This window comes from Streptomyces sp. TOM-9 (assembly GCF_056858595.1).
Window position 1 is genome coordinate 8,350,038 of sequence record NZ_JBXEQB010000001.1, and the last position, 13,954, is coordinate 8,363,991.

General features: G+C 73.9%; 17 protein-coding genes. 7 read left to right on the forward strand and 10 right to left on the reverse strand.

Annotated features, from left to right (window positions below; genetic code table 11):
* Nucleotides 1–77: 77 nt before the first annotated feature.
* Nucleotides 78–347, forward strand: coding sequence for a GNAT family N-acetyltransferase (locus AC1VWI_RS38465; RefSeq protein WP_499515660.1), 270 nt, complete (start codon nucleotides 78–80; stop codon nucleotides 345–347).
* 52 nt (nucleotides 348–399) lie between these two features.
* On the opposite strand, the gene AC1VWI_RS38470 is transcribed toward AC1VWI_RS38465, so the two are convergent.
* From AC1VWI_RS38470 to AC1VWI_RS38485, 4 genes are all read right to left on the reverse strand, one after another.
* Nucleotides 400–966: a cysteine hydrolase family protein gene (locus AC1VWI_RS38470; protein WP_499515661.1), complete on the reverse strand. Its 567-nt coding sequence runs from the start codon at nucleotides 964–966 to the stop codon at nucleotides 400–402.
* A gap of 101 nt (nucleotides 967–1,067) precedes the next feature.
* Entirely contained in the window at nucleotides 1,068–2,219 is a 1,152-nt protein-coding gene (locus tag AC1VWI_RS38475; protein ID WP_499517015.1) for a glycoside hydrolase family 64 protein, read from the reverse strand.
* Between the two features lie 140 nt (nucleotides 2,220–2,359).
* Nucleotides 2,360–2,698 (reverse strand): hypothetical protein, encoded by a 339-nt coding sequence (locus AC1VWI_RS38480; RefSeq protein ID WP_499515662.1) that lies wholly within the window; start codon nucleotides 2,696–2,698, stop codon nucleotides 2,360–2,362.
* A gap of 378 nt (nucleotides 2,699–3,076) precedes the next feature.
* Nucleotides 3,077–3,319 carry a DUF5133 domain-containing protein gene (locus AC1VWI_RS38485; RefSeq protein ID WP_499515663.1) on the reverse strand — a complete coding sequence of 81 codons (243 nt, stop codon included), beginning with the start codon at nucleotides 3,317–3,319 and terminating at the stop codon, nucleotides 3,077–3,079.
* A 118-nt stretch (nucleotides 3,320–3,437) separates the two neighbouring features.
* Between AC1VWI_RS38485 and AC1VWI_RS38490 the strand changes: the two genes are divergently transcribed.
* The gene (locus AC1VWI_RS38490) at nucleotides 3,438–3,791 is read left to right on the forward strand and encodes a DUF3040 domain-containing protein (RefSeq protein WP_499515664.1); all 354 of its coding nucleotides are present in this window, start codon (nucleotides 3,438–3,440) and stop codon (nucleotides 3,789–3,791) included.
* A gap of 133 nt (nucleotides 3,792–3,924) precedes the next feature.
* Here AC1VWI_RS38490 and AC1VWI_RS38495 read toward each other — a convergent pair whose 3' ends face one another.
* Together AC1VWI_RS38495 and AC1VWI_RS38500 are read right to left on the reverse strand one after the other, a co-directional pair.
* The gene (locus tag AC1VWI_RS38495; protein WP_499515665.1) at nucleotides 3,925–4,164 is read right to left on the reverse strand and encodes a WhiB family transcriptional regulator; all 240 of its coding nucleotides are present in this window, start codon (nucleotides 4,162–4,164) and stop codon (nucleotides 3,925–3,927) included.
* A gap of 128 nt (nucleotides 4,165–4,292) precedes the next feature.
* A complete protein-coding gene (locus tag AC1VWI_RS38500) occupies nucleotides 4,293–5,930 on the reverse strand; it encodes a carboxylesterase/lipase family protein (RefSeq protein WP_499515666.1) in 1,638 nt (545 codons plus the stop codon).
* A 190-nt stretch (nucleotides 5,931–6,120) separates the two neighbouring features.
* Here AC1VWI_RS38500 and AC1VWI_RS38505 point away from each other — a divergent pair, with 190 nt between their 5' ends.
* Nucleotides 6,121–7,104 (forward strand): MerR family transcriptional regulator, encoded by a 984-nt coding sequence (locus AC1VWI_RS38505; protein ID WP_499515667.1) that lies wholly within the window; start codon nucleotides 6,121–6,123, stop codon nucleotides 7,102–7,104.
* Nucleotides 7,105–7,189: 85 nt separating this feature from the next.
* Nucleotides 7,190–8,059, forward strand: a complete 870-nt coding sequence (locus AC1VWI_RS38510) for an alpha/beta hydrolase family protein (RefSeq protein WP_499515668.1) — start codon at nucleotides 7,190–7,192, stop codon at nucleotides 8,057–8,059.
* A 75-nt stretch (nucleotides 8,060–8,134) separates the two neighbouring features.
* Here the strand turns inward: AC1VWI_RS38510 and AC1VWI_RS38515 are convergent, their stop codons facing one another.
* On the reverse strand, nucleotides 8,135–8,989 hold the full coding sequence (locus AC1VWI_RS38515; RefSeq protein WP_499515669.1) for a ribosomal protein L7/L12: 855 nt from the start codon (nucleotides 8,987–8,989) through the stop codon (nucleotides 8,135–8,137).
* Between the two features lie 179 nt (nucleotides 8,990–9,168).
* On the opposite strand from AC1VWI_RS38515, the gene AC1VWI_RS38520 reads away from it, so the two are divergent.
* A complete protein-coding gene (locus AC1VWI_RS38520) occupies nucleotides 9,169–10,368 on the forward strand; it encodes a damage-control phosphatase ARMT1 family protein (RefSeq protein ID WP_499515670.1) in 1,200 nt (399 codons plus the stop codon).
* Between the two features lie 12 nt (nucleotides 10,369–10,380).
* Here AC1VWI_RS38520 and AC1VWI_RS38525 read toward each other — a convergent pair whose 3' ends face one another.
* Together AC1VWI_RS38525 and AC1VWI_RS38530 are read right to left on the reverse strand one after the other, a co-directional pair.
* Nucleotides 10,381–10,671, reverse strand: coding sequence for a DUF6295 family protein (locus AC1VWI_RS38525; protein ID WP_354800525.1), 291 nt, complete (start codon nucleotides 10,669–10,671; stop codon nucleotides 10,381–10,383).
* On the reverse strand, nucleotides 10,671–11,408 hold the full coding sequence (locus tag AC1VWI_RS38530) for a dienelactone hydrolase family protein (RefSeq protein WP_499515671.1): 738 nt from the start codon (nucleotides 11,406–11,408) through the stop codon (nucleotides 10,671–10,673). Before AC1VWI_RS38530 ends, AC1VWI_RS38525 begins: the two co-directional genes overlap by 1 nt.
* Nucleotides 11,409–11,521: 113 nt before the next feature.
* Here AC1VWI_RS38530 and AC1VWI_RS38535 point away from each other — a divergent pair, with 113 nt between their 5' ends.
* Nucleotides 11,522–12,499 carry a phosphotransferase gene (locus tag AC1VWI_RS38535; RefSeq protein WP_499515672.1) on the forward strand — a complete coding sequence of 326 codons (978 nt, stop codon included), beginning with the start codon at nucleotides 11,522–11,524 and terminating at the stop codon, nucleotides 12,497–12,499.
* A 145-nt stretch (nucleotides 12,500–12,644) separates the two neighbouring features.
* Here AC1VWI_RS38535 and AC1VWI_RS38540 read toward each other — a convergent pair whose 3' ends face one another.
* Nucleotides 12,645–13,007, reverse strand: coding sequence for an effector-associated constant component EACC1 (locus AC1VWI_RS38540; protein ID WP_499515673.1), 363 nt, complete (start codon nucleotides 13,005–13,007; stop codon nucleotides 12,645–12,647).
* A gap of 155 nt (nucleotides 13,008–13,162) precedes the next feature.
* On the opposite strand from AC1VWI_RS38540, the gene AC1VWI_RS38545 reads away from it, so the two are divergent.
* A complete protein-coding gene (locus AC1VWI_RS38545; RefSeq protein WP_499515674.1) occupies nucleotides 13,163–13,921 on the forward strand; it encodes an IclR family transcriptional regulator in 759 nt (252 codons plus the stop codon).
* Nucleotides 13,922–13,954: the final 33 nt, after the last annotated feature.

A 13,954-nucleotide genomic window follows, 5' to 3' on the forward strand; every position in this document is an offset into this window, starting at 1 on the left:
GTGTGGCGCGCGGTGCACGGCGGCTCCGGTGCCGAAAGGGACCTGCTCCACCGCGTGGAGCGGCCCTCGGCCTACGCGTGCGCCACGATCGGCGGCGAGGCCGTCGCGGTGGCCGCGCCGTCGCCGACACCGGCTGGGCGGGCCTGTTCGGCATGGCCACCCTCCCCGGCGCCCGCGGCAAGGGCGCGGCCCGCGCGGTCCTCGCCGCACTTGCGCACTGGGCCGCCGGGCAGCGCGCGGACAGCATGTACCTGCAGGTGGAACGCGACAACGCCCCCGCCGCGCGGCTCTACGACCGGGCGGGCTTCAGCGAGCTGTGCGCCTACCACCACCGGACGGCGCCGTGAGCCCCGACGGGCGGTCGGCGCCGGGGACCCACGGGTCGTCGGCCCGGAGGGCTCAGCCCGTCCCGGCCGCGGCGAAGGAGACGTCCGCGGTGTCGACGGTGCCGCCGCGGCGACCGGGGGCGCTCTGGTGCTTCCAGTAGAGGTTGGTGTGCGCGATCACCAACTCCGGGGCCGGTGCCCCGTAGGCGCTGAGGTCCTCCGTGGTGTGCGCGTCGCCGACGAGCGTGACGTCGTAGCCCCGGACGAGCCCGCCGTGCAGGGTCGAGCGGACACAGGCGTCGGTCTGGGCACCCGTGACGACGAGCCGGCCCACGCCGCGGTCGGCGAGCACCGCCTCCAACTCGGTGTCCTCGAAGGAGTCCCCGTAGCGCTTGTGGATCAGCGGCTCCGGCTCCTCGCGCACGAGTTCCGGCACGTACTGCCAGCTCTCGCTGCCCTTCTGCAGGCCTTCGTCCGAGTGCTGCACCCAGATCACGGGCACGTCCTCGGCCCGCGCCTTGCCGAGCAGGGTGTTGATGTTGGCGATGACGTCGTCCCGGTTGTGGGAGCCGGCCACCACCCCGTTCTGCACGTCGATGACGAGCAGCGCGGTGTTCGGACGGTCGGAAAGGGTCGTCATGGGGACTTCCAGTCTCTCGTCGCGGTGCCTGTGTCGTCCCCACCCTAGGCCGGGCCACCGACAATCGAGCCCGGTCGGCCCGGCCCCGGGTCGCCGGAGGACTAGTCCAGCGGGTCCAGCGTGAGGGAGGCCTGTTGCGGGTTGGCGTCGTTGACCAGCGACTCGTGGTTGCCCACGTCGTCGAAGGCGAAGGCGTACGCCTTGCCGTCGGCCATCCGCGCGTGGATCTCCCGGGCGTACTGGTTCGTCACGGAGTCCTGGTAGAAGCCGGCCGCGCTCGTGTCCGGCTGGGCGGGGTTGGTGAGCAGGGTGGTGCGGTTGAAACCGGCGCACAGCGTGCGCGAAATCGGGCCGCGCACCAGGTCGTTCGGTGCGTCCAGCAGCTTGTGGCAGCCGAACACGCTGTCCGCGTCGGGCTTCTGGAACGAGGTGACGACGGTCCCGGAGGTCTCGGTGAAGTTCATGACGCCGCCGGAGACCCGTCCGAAGTACTTCGTACCGGGCCGGTCGCCGAAGGGGGTCACCGTGAGCGTCGCGGTGGAGTACTTCTGCCAGACGCGGTTCACGTAGTCGTCCATCACGGTGCGCGGGAGCGCGCCCGTCTCGATCCCGTGGCCGGGGGAGAGGGCGCGGAGCACGGTGCCGTCGGCGCGGGTCTGGACGAGGTTCGCCCAGCCGCCCGTCCGGCCCCGCAGGGCGGCGAAGAAGCCGTTCCAGCCGCCCCGCACGAGGTGCCCGGTGGTGGTGCTGCTGCCGTCGGCGCGCTTGAGGCCGACGGCGTACGGGGCGGAGAACATGTCCACCTGCGTGCTGTTGATCCACAGCCCGGAGTCGTTCAGCGTGTACTCGGACCAGTTGAAGAGGATGTCCCGGTTGGGGTCGGACGGGTTCTGCACCGCGGGCTGCACCAGGCCCCCGGTGGTCAGCCGGAAGTCCAGCTTCCGGCCGTAGGAGAAGTAGACCCGGCCCGAGAACTTGGGGAGCCGGATGGTGACGGACCTGCCGTTGGCGGGTCCGGCGATCGAGGCGTCGGGCGCCGGGGTCGGCGGGTTGCCCCCGGCCGGCCAGGGGTGGAAGGCGCCGTTGGCGTCGGCCCAGCCCTGGCGGCCGGTGGCGAGCTCGGTGCCCAGGTCGTAGAGGTAGACGGGCTCGTTGCGGCCGGAGTTGTTGGTGACCGTCAGCGGGATGGTGGCGGGGACGGCGGCCTCGGCGCGGGGGGACGTGGTGCCGAGGACGGTGAGGCCGACCGTCATCAGCAGCGCGGCCGGCAGGGCCGCGAGGGGCTTGCGTCGGATGTGCACGCGCTTCCTCCTTGTGTGGGGGCGGAGGGACGCCACGAGGGGCGAAAAGGTGCTGAGAGCGCTCTCAAGAGTCAATGCGTGAGGCGAACATGTCAATCCATCCCGTCGGAGTTGTCGGGGTGGACGCGCAGGAGGACCTCGGCCAGGCCGGTCAGCCGGGCCCGGGCGGCCAACCCGGCGACCGGACGCCGTCCGTCGCCGCGGCCGCGGCCGCGGAGACGGACGGCGGGCGCGACGATGAGGCGGGCCGGTTCGACCTCGTCCTCCTCGGCGTCGAGCCGGAGTTCGCCGTGGCCGACCAACTCCCGCCCGTCGTGGAGCAGGTGGTCCTCCGCGTCCCGCCGGCCCGCGACCAACTCGCCCGGCACCGGGTGTTCCTGCCGCCCGCACCACAGGGCGGCCTCGCCCCGTCCACGCACCCGAGCGCCCATCGCGACGACCCCACCCTCCGGCTCCGGGGTCCGGGCGAAGTCCCGCTCGCGGGCGCGGCCGGCTCCCCTCAGGTCGCGGGCTGCGGGCTGGGGCCCGGAGGCGGGAGCGGCCCGGGTTCGGGTCCGGGGCCCGGCGGCGTGGGGTCCGGGGGCACGGGGTCCGGCCCGGGCGGCGCGGGCGCGGGCGTGGGCGGCAGCGGGTCCGGGCCGACCGGCGGCACGGGCCCGGGCGCCGGACCGGGCTCCGGGCCCAGGGGGCCGGGCGACGGGGTGGGGTTCGGGGGCACCGGATCGTTGGGGGGCGTGGCGTTCGTCGTCATGCGTTCCTCCCGGTTCGGGCCGTTTCGGCTGAGGGGCGCGTACCCGGGAGCCCGCCGCTCACGCGGCCCCGCCTGAGGAACCGTGGCCCCGACCGTCCGCCGGCCGTGCCCCCGGCAGCCTGCTGCGGGCGGCGGCCAGCGCGGCCTCCACGTCCGTGGTCCCCGTGGCGACGCACAGCGTGTACGCCACGTCCTCCACCCGGATGCGCGCCTCGGATCCGCCGTCGTCGGCGTTCGCGGCCCGCAGCGTCTCGTACTGCTCGACCAGCATGTGCAGAACCACGGGATGGGCCATCAACATGATCGGGATCCCTCCGTCACGACACCGGACATTCTGCGACTCCGCGACCGAGTACCCCTCATCCCTTCCGCCATTCGGGGTAAGGAACAGGCATGGGCGGGTGGTGGAGGGGGCGGTGATGGAGGGTTCGGGGCTCACGGAGCGCGAACGGCGTGCGCTGGCGGAGATCGAGGACCTGTTGCGCGACGACGACGTGCTGGAACGTCAGTTGCGCACGATGCGCTTGGACCCGGAGCCGAACCCACGGCCGGGCCCGGGGCCGGCTGACCTGTTGCGACGGCCACGCGCCCTGCTGCTGGCGCTGCTGGCGATCGTGTGTTTCGGGCTGCTGATCGCCGCGACCGTCACGACGCTGCTCGCGGTCGTCTGCGCCTTCGTGGTGACGTGGCTGGTCACCCTGTTCGTGGCGGTCCGCCTGCCGGGTCCGGCCCGCCGTGCGGGCGCCCGGCGCCGGCGCGGCCGTCGCCGCTGACCCGGCGCCGCCGCGTCTGACGGCCGCGTGAGCCCCCGGACGCCCCGGCCGGGGCGTCCGGGGCGTCCGGGTCAGGGCGGGTGCCGTCCGCGGGTGGGCCCACAGGGGGGACGGCATCGGGGCGGGGGACCGCTCACCCGCTGCGGGCGGCACGGCGGCGCAGCGCGCGGCGCTCCTCCTCGGACGTACCGCCCCAGATGCCGGGGGACTGGCCGGTACTGAGTGCCCACTCGAGGCAGTCGCCGACCACCGGACACCTCTCGCAGACCGCTTTGGCGCGGGCTTCCTGCCCCGCGCCCGGGCCTGAGGAGCTGACCGGGAAGAACAGTTCCGGATCCTCGTCTGCGCAAGCGGCGCTTCGCCACCAGCCCATCGTTTCGACTCCTTCCGGAGGAAGCGTTCGGGGGTGCCACGGACATTGCCGTGCTGCGTCGCGTACCCGGTGTGGCGCCGCCGATGCCGCCCGATCCGGAGCCGATCCGGAGCCGATCGCGCGCAGGCTCACCGAGGCAGGCGGTCCCAGAACGAGCAGTGGTGGGCGGAGTACGCGTCGACGGGGTGGATTCCGCCTGGTCCGGGAGCCAACGACTGCACCGACCGCGCGAGAGGTGACGAAGGGTGCAGGGCAGGCCAGGGCGGGGCGTCAGGGGTGTTCGGGTTGCCGGTGCGCGCGAAGCCCGTCCAGTAGTCGACCATCCGGTCGGACAGGGCGTGCTGGGCGTCGGTCAGCGGTCGCTCGGTGGGGAAGGAGGAGAACAGGAACGGCATCTCGAAGCCGTGCGCCGCACCGTAGGGGAAGCCCGGGTTCGCCGGCAGACCGGCGAGGACAGGGGCGTCCGGATCGCTGAACTCGTAGCCGTAGAGGGGGAGGCCGGGGGCACGGGCGGCGATGGCCCGGCCGGCTGCCAGTGTGGTGCACGTGAGGGATCGATCGGTCAGCACCGAGGCCCAGGCCAGTGCGGGCGTGGGGTGCCGCGCTGCCGGATACCGTGCCTCGACGGCGGGGGCTGCGGGCCCGAAGGCGTCCACCAGACGGGCGCGGTAGTCGTCCTCGGTGCGGATCGGGAACGCGGCGAGCGACAGGCCGACGAACATCCGCATCTCGTCGTGGTTGGTGCCCTGGACGACCGGCACGCGGTGGAAGCGTCCGGACGCCAGCGCCTGGTCCGGCGCCGCGGGCAGCAGCGGATTGCCGAAGGCGGGCCGGTTGAAGGACTGCATCAGCTGCGCGGTGGCCAGGCGATCCGTGCCCTGCCCGCGCAGGCACGCCAGCACCTCGTCTCCGCCGCCCTCGGTGCAGCCCAGTTGCCGGGCGGCTTCCGCACCGGCCGTCTGGACCTCGCGCTGTGAGGCGAACGGCTCGTACGCCGGTGTGCCGGGTCCGAGAGCGCCGCGTGGAAAGGACATGTGGCAGGAACCGCTCTGGAGCACGGCCCGCTGGAAGAGTCCGGCGGCCGCCGGCGAGGTGAGGTGCGCACAGATGCTGAGGGCGCCCGAGGACTCGCCGAAGAGCGTGACACTGCCCGGATCGCCGCCGAAGCGCTCCGCGTTCGCCCGCACCCAGCGCAGGGCGGCCTGCTGGTCCGCCAGGCCGAACGGCGGGGCGGAGCCCAACCCGGGGTGGCCGAAGTAGCCGAAGATCCCCAGCCGGTAGTTGACCGTCACGACGACCGTGTCACCCCGGACCGCCAGTTGCCCGGTGCCGTAGTCACTGCCGGAACCGCCAAGGAACGCGCCGCCGTGCAACCACACCAGTACGGGCCGCTTCTGCCCGGCCGGCTTCCGCGTCGGCATGGTGACGTTGAGGTAGAGGCAGTCCTCCGACCCGAGGACCGCGCCCGCACCTGGTGCCGGCATCTGCACACAGCGCTCAGCCGCCGCCGTCGCATCCCGGACGCCCTGCCATGCGGCGGCGGGCACCGGGGCGCGCCAGCGCAGCGGTCCGGTCGGCGGTGCGGCGTAGGGGATGCCGTCGAAGGTGGTGTACGAGCCGTGTGACACGCCGCGTACCAGGCCGTGGTCGGTCCGTACGACGGTACCGCCCGGCCCCGCGGAGTGCGGGGAACCGGGTGGTGCGCCGGTCGCCGGCACGGCGGTGCCCGCGAGTAGTGCCACCGCGCAGAGCAAGGGGAAGAGCACCGCACGGAGCCTGTCTCTTCGGCCTGGACGCGGTGTTGTCATGGTCGGGGACATGCGTTTCCACCCTTCGTGGTCTGACGGGGCCGCATGAGGCCGGAACGAGGCCTGAGCGGTGGGGAAGAGGGTGCGGACCGACGTGGCCGGTGATCAGTACGCTAGGACCTCCCGCGCGCTGGAGGTTCAAGAGCCTGTGACGCAAGACACGTGGAGCATCGGTGAACTCGCGGCCGGAACGGGGGTCCCGGTGAAGACTCTCCGCTACTACTCCGACAGCGGTCTGCTGCCCGTGGCAGGCCGTAGCGCCGGCGGTCATCGGCGCTACGGTCCTGAAGCGTGGGAACGGATCCGTCTCATCAGACGCTTACGGGCGCTGGACACTCCGATCGCGACCATCACGCAGGTGGTCACCGGTGAGCGCTCCCTCGGCGAACTGGTGGCGACCGAGCTCGAAGCGGTGCAGGAACGACTGACCGAACTGCGGTGGCGCCAGGCCACACTCAAGTCCCTGGACGAGGCCCCGAGCGAGGAACGGCTCCGGCGTCTGGAGATCCTCTCTCGCGTGCAGCGGCTCCCGCAGGCGCATCGCACCCTCACCGACCACTGGTATCGCGAGCTGTCCGCGGCCATGCCCAAGCGCCGGCTCGACATCATGATCGCCATGCTCTGCCCCGACCCGCCGCGGGACCCCGATCCCGCTACGGTCCTGGCCTACGCCGAGCTTCATCTGCTCATCTCCACACCCAGTTTCACCCGCTGGACCCAGGACCACGACGAGGAGATGAGGGACGGCCCGGCCTTCTACGGGGAGATCGACGATGCCGCCGCTGCGACGGCCGCCGCTTTGGCCCAGGGCCTGCCGCCCGGCGCCGGGGATGCGGTGAACGCCTTCGTGTCCGCCCATGCGCGAGCCCGCCGGGAGTCGGACACCCCCGCCTTCCGCGCATACCTGCACGGAATGGTGTCGAGGTCGTCGGGCTTCGACCCCCGCCTGGAACGCTATTGGGCCCTGGTCGGCACCGTCACGGGCGGGCGGGTGCTGAACATGACGGTGGCTCACCGATGGCTGACCGAGGGGCTGGCGATCTCGATAGCCGGCGGTGCACCTGCTCGGAGCCCGGTTCCGCGGACTCCCGAGCGTGCGCACCGAGGGGTTCCGGGCGAGATCGGCTGCTGAAGCGCGCGTACGGCGGTCGGCGCGGCGAACGGCTTCCCCGTCCTGCCGCGGTCCGGCCGGCCGTCGCGTTTCCTACGATGGCGTCATGACGATCTCCGGGCCGGAGCAGCCGCAGATACGAGTCCTGTACGACGAGTCCCGCCAGGACTGGCGGGAGCCGGGTCGTCCGCGCCCCGTCCGGCTCTACCTGTGGGAGCCGGAGCAACCGCCGTCCGTGCCTGCCCCGTTGGTCGTCGTGTCGCACGGCACCGGAGGTTCGGGAGGCGCCATGGAGTGGCTGGTGGATCCGTTGCGCGAGGCGGGTTTCCGGGTGCTGGCCCTCGACCACCACGGCAACAACTTCGTCGACGGCTACGAGCCGGAGGGCTTCCTCCACGTGTGGGAGCGGCCACGGGACGTCTCCTTCGCCCTCGACGCGCTCACCCGGGAACAGCCGTTGGGGCCGGTCGGCGCGGCGGGCTTCTCCGTGGGCGCCCACACGGCGGTGGCGCTCGCCGGGGCGCGCCTCGACCCGGACGTCCTGCGGGCCGTGCTGTCGGGGGCCGTACCGGTACCGGACATCCCCGAGTTCCCCGGTGTGCTCGAGGCGCACCGGAAGAAGTACCCGGACGACCCGTCGGCGCGGGGGGCGATCGACGGAGCGGGGGCCGACCTGTCGGACGCACGGGTGCGGGCGGTCTTCCAAGTGGCCCCGGGCGTCGGGGGATTCGTGACCCCGCGGAGCCTGGCGGCCGTGCGGGTGCCGGTGGGGATCCGCTGGGGCGGTGCCGACACGGTCAACCCGTACGACGTCGACACCAGGCCGTACGCGGAACACGTCCCCACGGCGAGCGTCCGCTGCGCCGGCCCCGACGTCCGCCATGACGACTTCTTCGCGCCGGAGCCCGCCGACCCGGACGTCCGCGTCCGGGTCGGCAGGGAGGCAGCCGACTTCTTCGTGCGGCACCTGGGCTGACCGTGTCCACGCGGTGTCCACGGTGGTGGCCGGAACCGGGAGAGGGTCTCACCCGCCGCCCGGCTCCGGCCCCCGTCAGGCGCGACCCCCAGCCTCCCGGACCGCGGGGAACGACGCCTGGAAGGCCAGCCGGCGGTCGGCGTCGGCGGTGATGTCGCCGAGGAGCGCGTCCAGCGCCAGGAACACCTCCCAGCGTTCTGCGCCGGTCGCCGCTGCCAGCCGGTCGACGACCAGGTCCTCGAGCTCCGTGACGCGTTTGCCCTTCCAGACCTTGTCGGCCACGCTCACCAGCAGGTCCTCCATGGTGACGGCCGCGTCCGTCCACGAACCGTGCGTCGCCGCGAAGCGCGCCAGGCGCGGCGCGACGCCCCGCGCCCGCAGCAACTCACGGCCCGCCGTCTCGTGGGCGCTGCCCGGCCCGGACAACTCCGCGACGTGCAGTGCCTTGCCGATGTCGTGGGTGGCCGCGCCGAAGAGCACGGCCTCACGGTCGACGACCAGGGCCGGGCCGTACTGCCGGACCCAGTCGACCAGTTCACAGGCCACGTCGTGCACCAGCCGCAGATGGGCCGCGAGCCGCGACGGAGCCCCCACCTTGCGCAGCAGACCCGCCACCTCGGGCGGCAGCGGCCGCTCCCGTCCCCAGGTGAGGGCCCGGTCGAGGTCAGGCGTCCGCTCCGGACCTCCGACCTCGGCGGTGGCCCCGGCGGCGCGCAGCGCGGCGACGGCCGACTCGGCATCCTCCTTCGGTGCGTTCCGCAGCACGACGAGAGGGGTCCCGCGGATGAGGGCCCGGCAGTGCTCCGTGCCCAGACCGGTCAGCCCGCCCAGGACGGCGACGACCTCCGCCGCCCGTGGCCCCACCTCCCTCAGCACGGCCGTCACCGGCACCTCGTCGCCCCCGGCCGCCATGTGCCGCGCCCCTGTCATGAGCCCTCCCCGTCGCTCCCGGCCGTCCCGCCGCGGACAGCGTGCCCGAAGCCCCGCCCGAGGGGAACTCCGCGTACCGTGCGCCCGCGCACGGCCCGGGTGCCGCCACTTCCCCGCCGCTACCTGTGAGAATGCCCGCGACCGCTGCCCCGCCCCCGACCGCTGGAGGACGACGACGCATGGGTGGACACCCACACCCGGACGACACCCGCGGCCCCGCGCCTGCGCAGGCGCCGCCGATCACCTGTGACGCGCCCGGGTCCTTCGCCCGCAGCGTCTTCCAGGAGCGGCACCCGGTGCTGGTCCGGCGCATCCTGGACGCCGTCCCGTACGGACCGGAGCGCCGCCGGGACTTCGCGGCGCTGCTGGAGGAGTCGCGGTCCGGCACGGTCGCCCCGCTGCCGCGGGACGCGCCGGACCTGGCGGCGTGGGAGGAGTGGGGCGAGGGCCGTTTCGGGCGGCCGTGGGCGGAACTGCCGTTCCTGTGGTCGGAGTCGTACTTCTACCGTCGGCTGCTCGACCCCGCCGGGTACCTCGCCGCCGGGGCGTGGCACGGCGTGGACCTGTTCGCGCCGTTCAAGGACGCCGAGCTGGACGGTCCCGGCTTCGCCGCCGACCTCGCCGCCCTGGACGGGCTGCCCGGGCTCGCCCCCGCCGAGCGGGAACACGCGCTGCTCGCGGCCGCCGTGTGGGGCAACCAGGCGGACCTCGGTTTCACCATGGTGGCCGACGCGGCCGGCCCCGAGGCGTCCGGCACCCTCGTCGCCGACGAGTCGGAGCGGCTGTGGTCCCTGCTGGACGGCGGCACGGTCGTCGTGGTCACCGACAACAGCGCCCGCGAGGTCCTGGCCGACCTCGCCCTCGTCGACGGCCTTCTCGCGAGCGGACGCGCCGACGAGGTCCACCTGCTCGTCAAACCGCGCCCGTACTACGTCTCCGACGCCACCACCCAGGACGTCCTGTCCTGCCTGCGCCGGATGACCGCCGCCCCCGGCGAGGCCGCCCGCATCGGCGGGCGCCTGCTCGCGGCCCTGCGCGAAGGGCGGCTCACCCTGGCCGCGCACCCCTTCGCCTGCGCGCCGCTCGGCTACCGCGACATGCCGGACGACCTGCGGGAACGCTTCGCGGCCGCGCGGCTGACGGTGATGAAGGGCGACCTCAACTACCGGCGCCTGGTGGACGACCGGCTCTGGCCCCCGACGGTGCCGTTCGGGGACGTCACCGCCTACTTCCCGGGGCCGGTCGCCACCCTGCGCACGCTGAAGTCCGACACCGTCGCGGGGCTCGCCCCCGGGACCGTGGCCCGGCTGGACGCCGCCGGCACCGCGTGGCGCACCAGCGGCACGCACGCGCTGATCCAGGTGGCGGTCCCGGGGTGACGGCCCGCGCCGTCAGCGCGCCGCCGGTGCGGCCTGCCCGGAGGAGGCCAGCCCGGGCGGGGCCGCCGCCAGCGCGGAGCGGATCGCGTCGACCAGCGCCAGCGCCGCCTCCTCGGTGAGCTCGACGGCGACCCGGGCCGAGGGCCCCAGGGCCGGGTTGAGGAAGTCGATGTTGACGGTGTGCTCGTACGGCGCGTGCTGCGGGTGGTCGACGTAGACCATGGCCTCGGTCAGCCCGAAGTAGCCCTGGGCGCCCTTGCCGCTGCCGTCGATGCGGATCTTCTCGGTGAGGTACGTGCACATCAGAGGTGCTCCTTGAAGAAGGCCAGGACCTTCGACCAGCCGTCGACCGCCGCCTCGGTGCGGTAGCTCGGCCGGTTCACGGCGAAGAAGGCGTGGCCGGCGTTCTCGTAGGTGTGGAACTCGTACGGCTTGCCCTGCGCCTTGAGCTCGGCCTCCAGTTCGGCGACGTGCTCGGGGGAGGGGTAGCTGTCCTCCGCGCCGAACAGCCCGAGCAGGGGGCCGCGCAGGTCCTTCGTCAGGTGCACGATCGGCTCGACCTGGAGCGGGAAGCCCTCGGGCGGCGTGCCGGCGACGAAGGCCCCGTAGCAGTCGACGCCCGCCTGCACGTCCAGCGAGGCCAGGGCGAGGAACGCCTGGCGGCCACCGGAGCAGTAACCGATCACGCCGACCTTGCCGTTGGAGGACGGCAGGCCCCTCAGGTACTCGGCGGCGCCGGCGGCGTCCCCCAGGAACCGCTCGTCGGGCACGCCGCCCCGGGCGCGCGCCGCCGCGGCCGCGTCGTCCGGCGACGCGCCGGGCGCCTCACGGCTGTAGAGGTTCGGGCAGACGGCGGCGAAGCCCTCCGCCGCGAACCGCCGGGTGATCTCCTTGGTGGGGTCGTCGTAGCCGGGCATGTGGTGGATCACCACGACACCGCCGTACGGACCGGGGGCCATGGGGCGGGCGGAGTACGCCTCGATGCGGTCGCCGCCGTGACCGGTGACGGTCACGGTCTCGGCGAGAAGTGCGTCATACATGGACGTCGGTCCTTCCGGGGGGACGGATGATCAGCACTCTATGCCGCACGCGCTTTCCCCCTGCCGCCGCCCCGCCCTGGACCCCGGCGGGAGCCGTTCCGTAGGGTCGCCGCATGAGGCAACGGCCCGAGGGAGTCGGCGAGGAGGAGCTGGGCGAGGCGCTGCGCGGGTGGGGGATCGACGCCGCGTCATGGACCTACGAGCCCGTCGGCTTCGGAGACCACCACTGGACGGCGGCGGACGCCCGCGGCCGGCGCTGGTTCGTCACCGTCGCCGACCTGACGCACAAGCAGCACTGCGGGGCGGACGCCGAGTCCGCCTTCGAGGGACTGAGCCGGGCCATGGACACCGCACTCGCCCTGCGGGAACGCGCGGGCCGGGACTTCGTGGTCGCCCCGCTGCCCGCCGCCGGGGGCGGCACGGTGCGCAGGATCGGCGCGCGGTACGGGGTCAGTGTCTTCCCGTACGTGGACGGCGTCGCCGGCGACTTCGGCGACCGTCTCGACGCGTGCGGACGCGGCGCCCTGCTGGACACCCTCGCCGTGCTCCACCGGACACCGCCCCCGGCCCCCATCCCGCGCCCACGACTCGCCCTCCCCGGGCGGGCCGCCCTGGAAGCGGCGCTCGCCGGATTGCGCGACCCCTGGCAAGGGGGGCCGTACGGAGAGCGGGCGAGGGCCCTGACGAGCGAGCACGCGGGGGCGCTCCGGCGGCGGCTCGTGGAGTTCGACCGGCGTGCCGCCGCGCTCGAACGCGCGGGAGGGGAACACGTCGTCACCCATGGCGAGCCGCACCCCGGCAACCTGCTGCGGCAGGAAGCGGGGCACGCGCTCGTCGACTGGGACACCGTCGGTCTCGCCCCGCCCGAGCGCGACCTGTGGCTGGTCGTCACCGGGCCCGAGGACCTCGACCGCTACCAGGACGCGGCCGGCCGCCGCCCCGACCCGGACGCCCTCGCCCTGTACGGGCTGCGCTGGCGACTGGAGGACGTCGCCTCCTTCCTCGGCGACTTCCGCTCCCCGCACCGCGCCACGCCCGATTCCGACCTGGCCTGGCGGTCCCTGGCCGCCACCGTGCGCGCCTTGGCATGAACACCCCTCAGCGGTCCAGCCGTTCCTCCCGGCGCACGGTGACGGTGTTCCCTCGACGTTCCCCTCGGCGAGGTGGGTCCAGCCGCCCGTGGCCGGGCTCTTCCGCAACGTGGCCGTGAACTGCTCGTCGCGCCGGCCGCGCGGCTCACCGGTCGGTGGGGCGCAGTGCCTCGAGGACGCGGGTCGCCGTCTCGACGTCCTGTCCGGAGAGGGTGACCGTGACGCCGTCGTGCTCGAAGGTCATCTCGGGGGCCGAGGAGCGGGCCGCGTGCCAGGCGCGCCAGGCGAGGGCGAGGTTGGCCAGCCGGAAGCCGCTGTCAAGGGCGATCCGGATGCCTTCCGGGGTGCCGCCGACGCCGACGCCCCCGATGAGGCCTACCGCGGGCCCGCGCCCCTGGAGGGCGACCTTGGCGTTGCGCCGCACATAGGAGTCGTCCAGCAGCCAGGTGTGGAACGAGCGCAGCTCGTCCTCGGCGTCCCGCGCCTGCGTCGTGACGATGAGGTCCATCGGCACCGTTCCCCCTGGGTGAGCACCGCCGTGCCGTCACTCTGGCACAGCCGTACGCGGTGACGCAGGCATCCGCGCAAAGCGGTACGAGACGTACGGCGGCGGGCTCCCACCCGTCGCTTGCCGTGGCCGGGCGGCGGGCGCAGGCTGGAAACATGGCTGCTCAGGGCGGGCCGACGCTCATCACGTCCGTCCAGCGGGCCTTCCGCCTGCTGGAAGTGGTGGGCGCACACGAGGGCGGCGTGCCGGCGAAACAGCTGGCGCGCGAGACCGGGTTGCCGCTCGCCACCGCCTACCACCTGCTGCGGACCCTCACCCACGACGGCTACGTGCGCAAGCTCGCCGACGGCGGCTTCGCCCTCGGCGAGAAGATCGAGGCCCTGCACGCTGCGAGCCGCCCGCAGATGCCACTCAGCCGTATCCGCCCGGCGCTGGCCGCGCTGCGCGACGACCTGTCGGCCGCCGCCTACCTGACCTTCTACGAGGACGGCGAGATCCGGGTGGCGGACATCGTCGACGGCCCCCGGACCCCGCGGGTCGACCTCTGGGTGGGCTTCGAGGAGGCGGGGCACGCCACCGCGCTCGGCAAGTGCGTGCTGCGCGAGCTGGACGAGGAGGCCCGCAACGACTACCTCTCCCGTCACCCGCTGGCCGACCTGACCCCGCGCACGATCACCCACCGCGCGGAGCTGCTGCGGTGCCTGGAGAGCGCCCCCGCCCCTCCCGCCGTCATGGACCTGGAGGAGTACGCCCTGGGGACGGTCTGCGTCGCGGTGCCCGTCTACAGCGGCAGCACGCTGGGCTCGCTCGGTGTGTCGCTGCGCGCGGACCGGGTCGCCGCCCTCGAAGAGGTGCGCGCCAAGCTGCTCCCCACGGCGAGCCGGGTGACCCGGGGCCTGTCGCTCACTATCTGAAATTCCCGCCCTTGTGGTCGGGGTGCATACACC

Excerpts from the sequence above, each read along its gene's own strand:
- AC1VWI_RS38540 (WP_499515673.1), bottom strand. The coding sequence starts at position 13,007 with ATGGACCTCATCGTCACGACGCAGGCGCGGGACGCCGAGGACGAGCTG.
- AC1VWI_RS38530 (WP_499515671.1), bottom strand. The coding sequence starts at position 11,408 with ATGTATGACGCACTTCTCGCCGAGACCGTGACCGTCACCGGTCACGGC.
- AC1VWI_RS38475 (WP_499517015.1), bottom strand. The coding sequence starts at position 2,219 with ATGACGGTCGGCCTCACCGTCCTCGGCACCACGTCCCCCCGCGCCGAG.
- AC1VWI_RS38510 (WP_499515668.1), top strand. The coding sequence starts at position 7,190 with ATGACGATCTCCGGGCCGGAGCAGCCGCAGATACGAGTCCTGTACGAC.
- AC1VWI_RS38495 (WP_499515665.1), bottom strand. The coding sequence starts at position 4,164 with ATGGGCTGGTGGCGAAGCGCCGCTTGCGCAGACGAGGATCCGGAACTG.
- AC1VWI_RS38515 (WP_499515669.1), bottom strand. The coding sequence starts at position 8,989 with ATGACAGGGGCGCGGCACATGGCGGCCGGGGGCGACGAGGTGCCGGTG.
- AC1VWI_RS38485 (WP_499515663.1), bottom strand. The coding sequence starts at position 3,319 with ATGTTGATGGCCCATCCCGTGGTTCTGCACATGCTGGTCGAGCAGTAC.
- AC1VWI_RS38535 (WP_499515672.1), top strand. The coding sequence starts at position 11,522 with ATGAGGCAACGGCCCGAGGGAGTCGGCGAGGAGGAGCTGGGCGAGGCG.
- AC1VWI_RS38520 (WP_499515670.1), top strand. The coding sequence starts at position 9,169 with ATGGGTGGACACCCACACCCGGACGACACCCGCGGCCCCGCGCCTGCG.
- AC1VWI_RS38525 (WP_354800525.1), bottom strand. The coding sequence starts at position 10,671 with ATGTGCACGTACCTCACCGAGAAGATCCGCATCGACGGCAGCGGCAAG.
- AC1VWI_RS38490 (WP_499515664.1), top strand. The coding sequence starts at position 3,438 with ATGGAGGGTTCGGGGCTCACGGAGCGCGAACGGCGTGCGCTGGCGGAG.
- AC1VWI_RS38480 (WP_499515662.1), bottom strand. The coding sequence starts at position 2,698 with ATGGGCGCTCGGGTGCGTGGACGGGGCGAGGCCGCCCTGTGGTGCGGG.
- AC1VWI_RS38545 (WP_499515674.1), top strand. The coding sequence starts at position 13,163 with ATGGCTGCTCAGGGCGGGCCGACGCTCATCACGTCCGTCCAGCGGGCC.
- AC1VWI_RS38470 (WP_499515661.1), bottom strand. The coding sequence starts at position 966 with ATGACGACCCTTTCCGACCGTCCGAACACCGCGCTGCTCGTCATCGAC.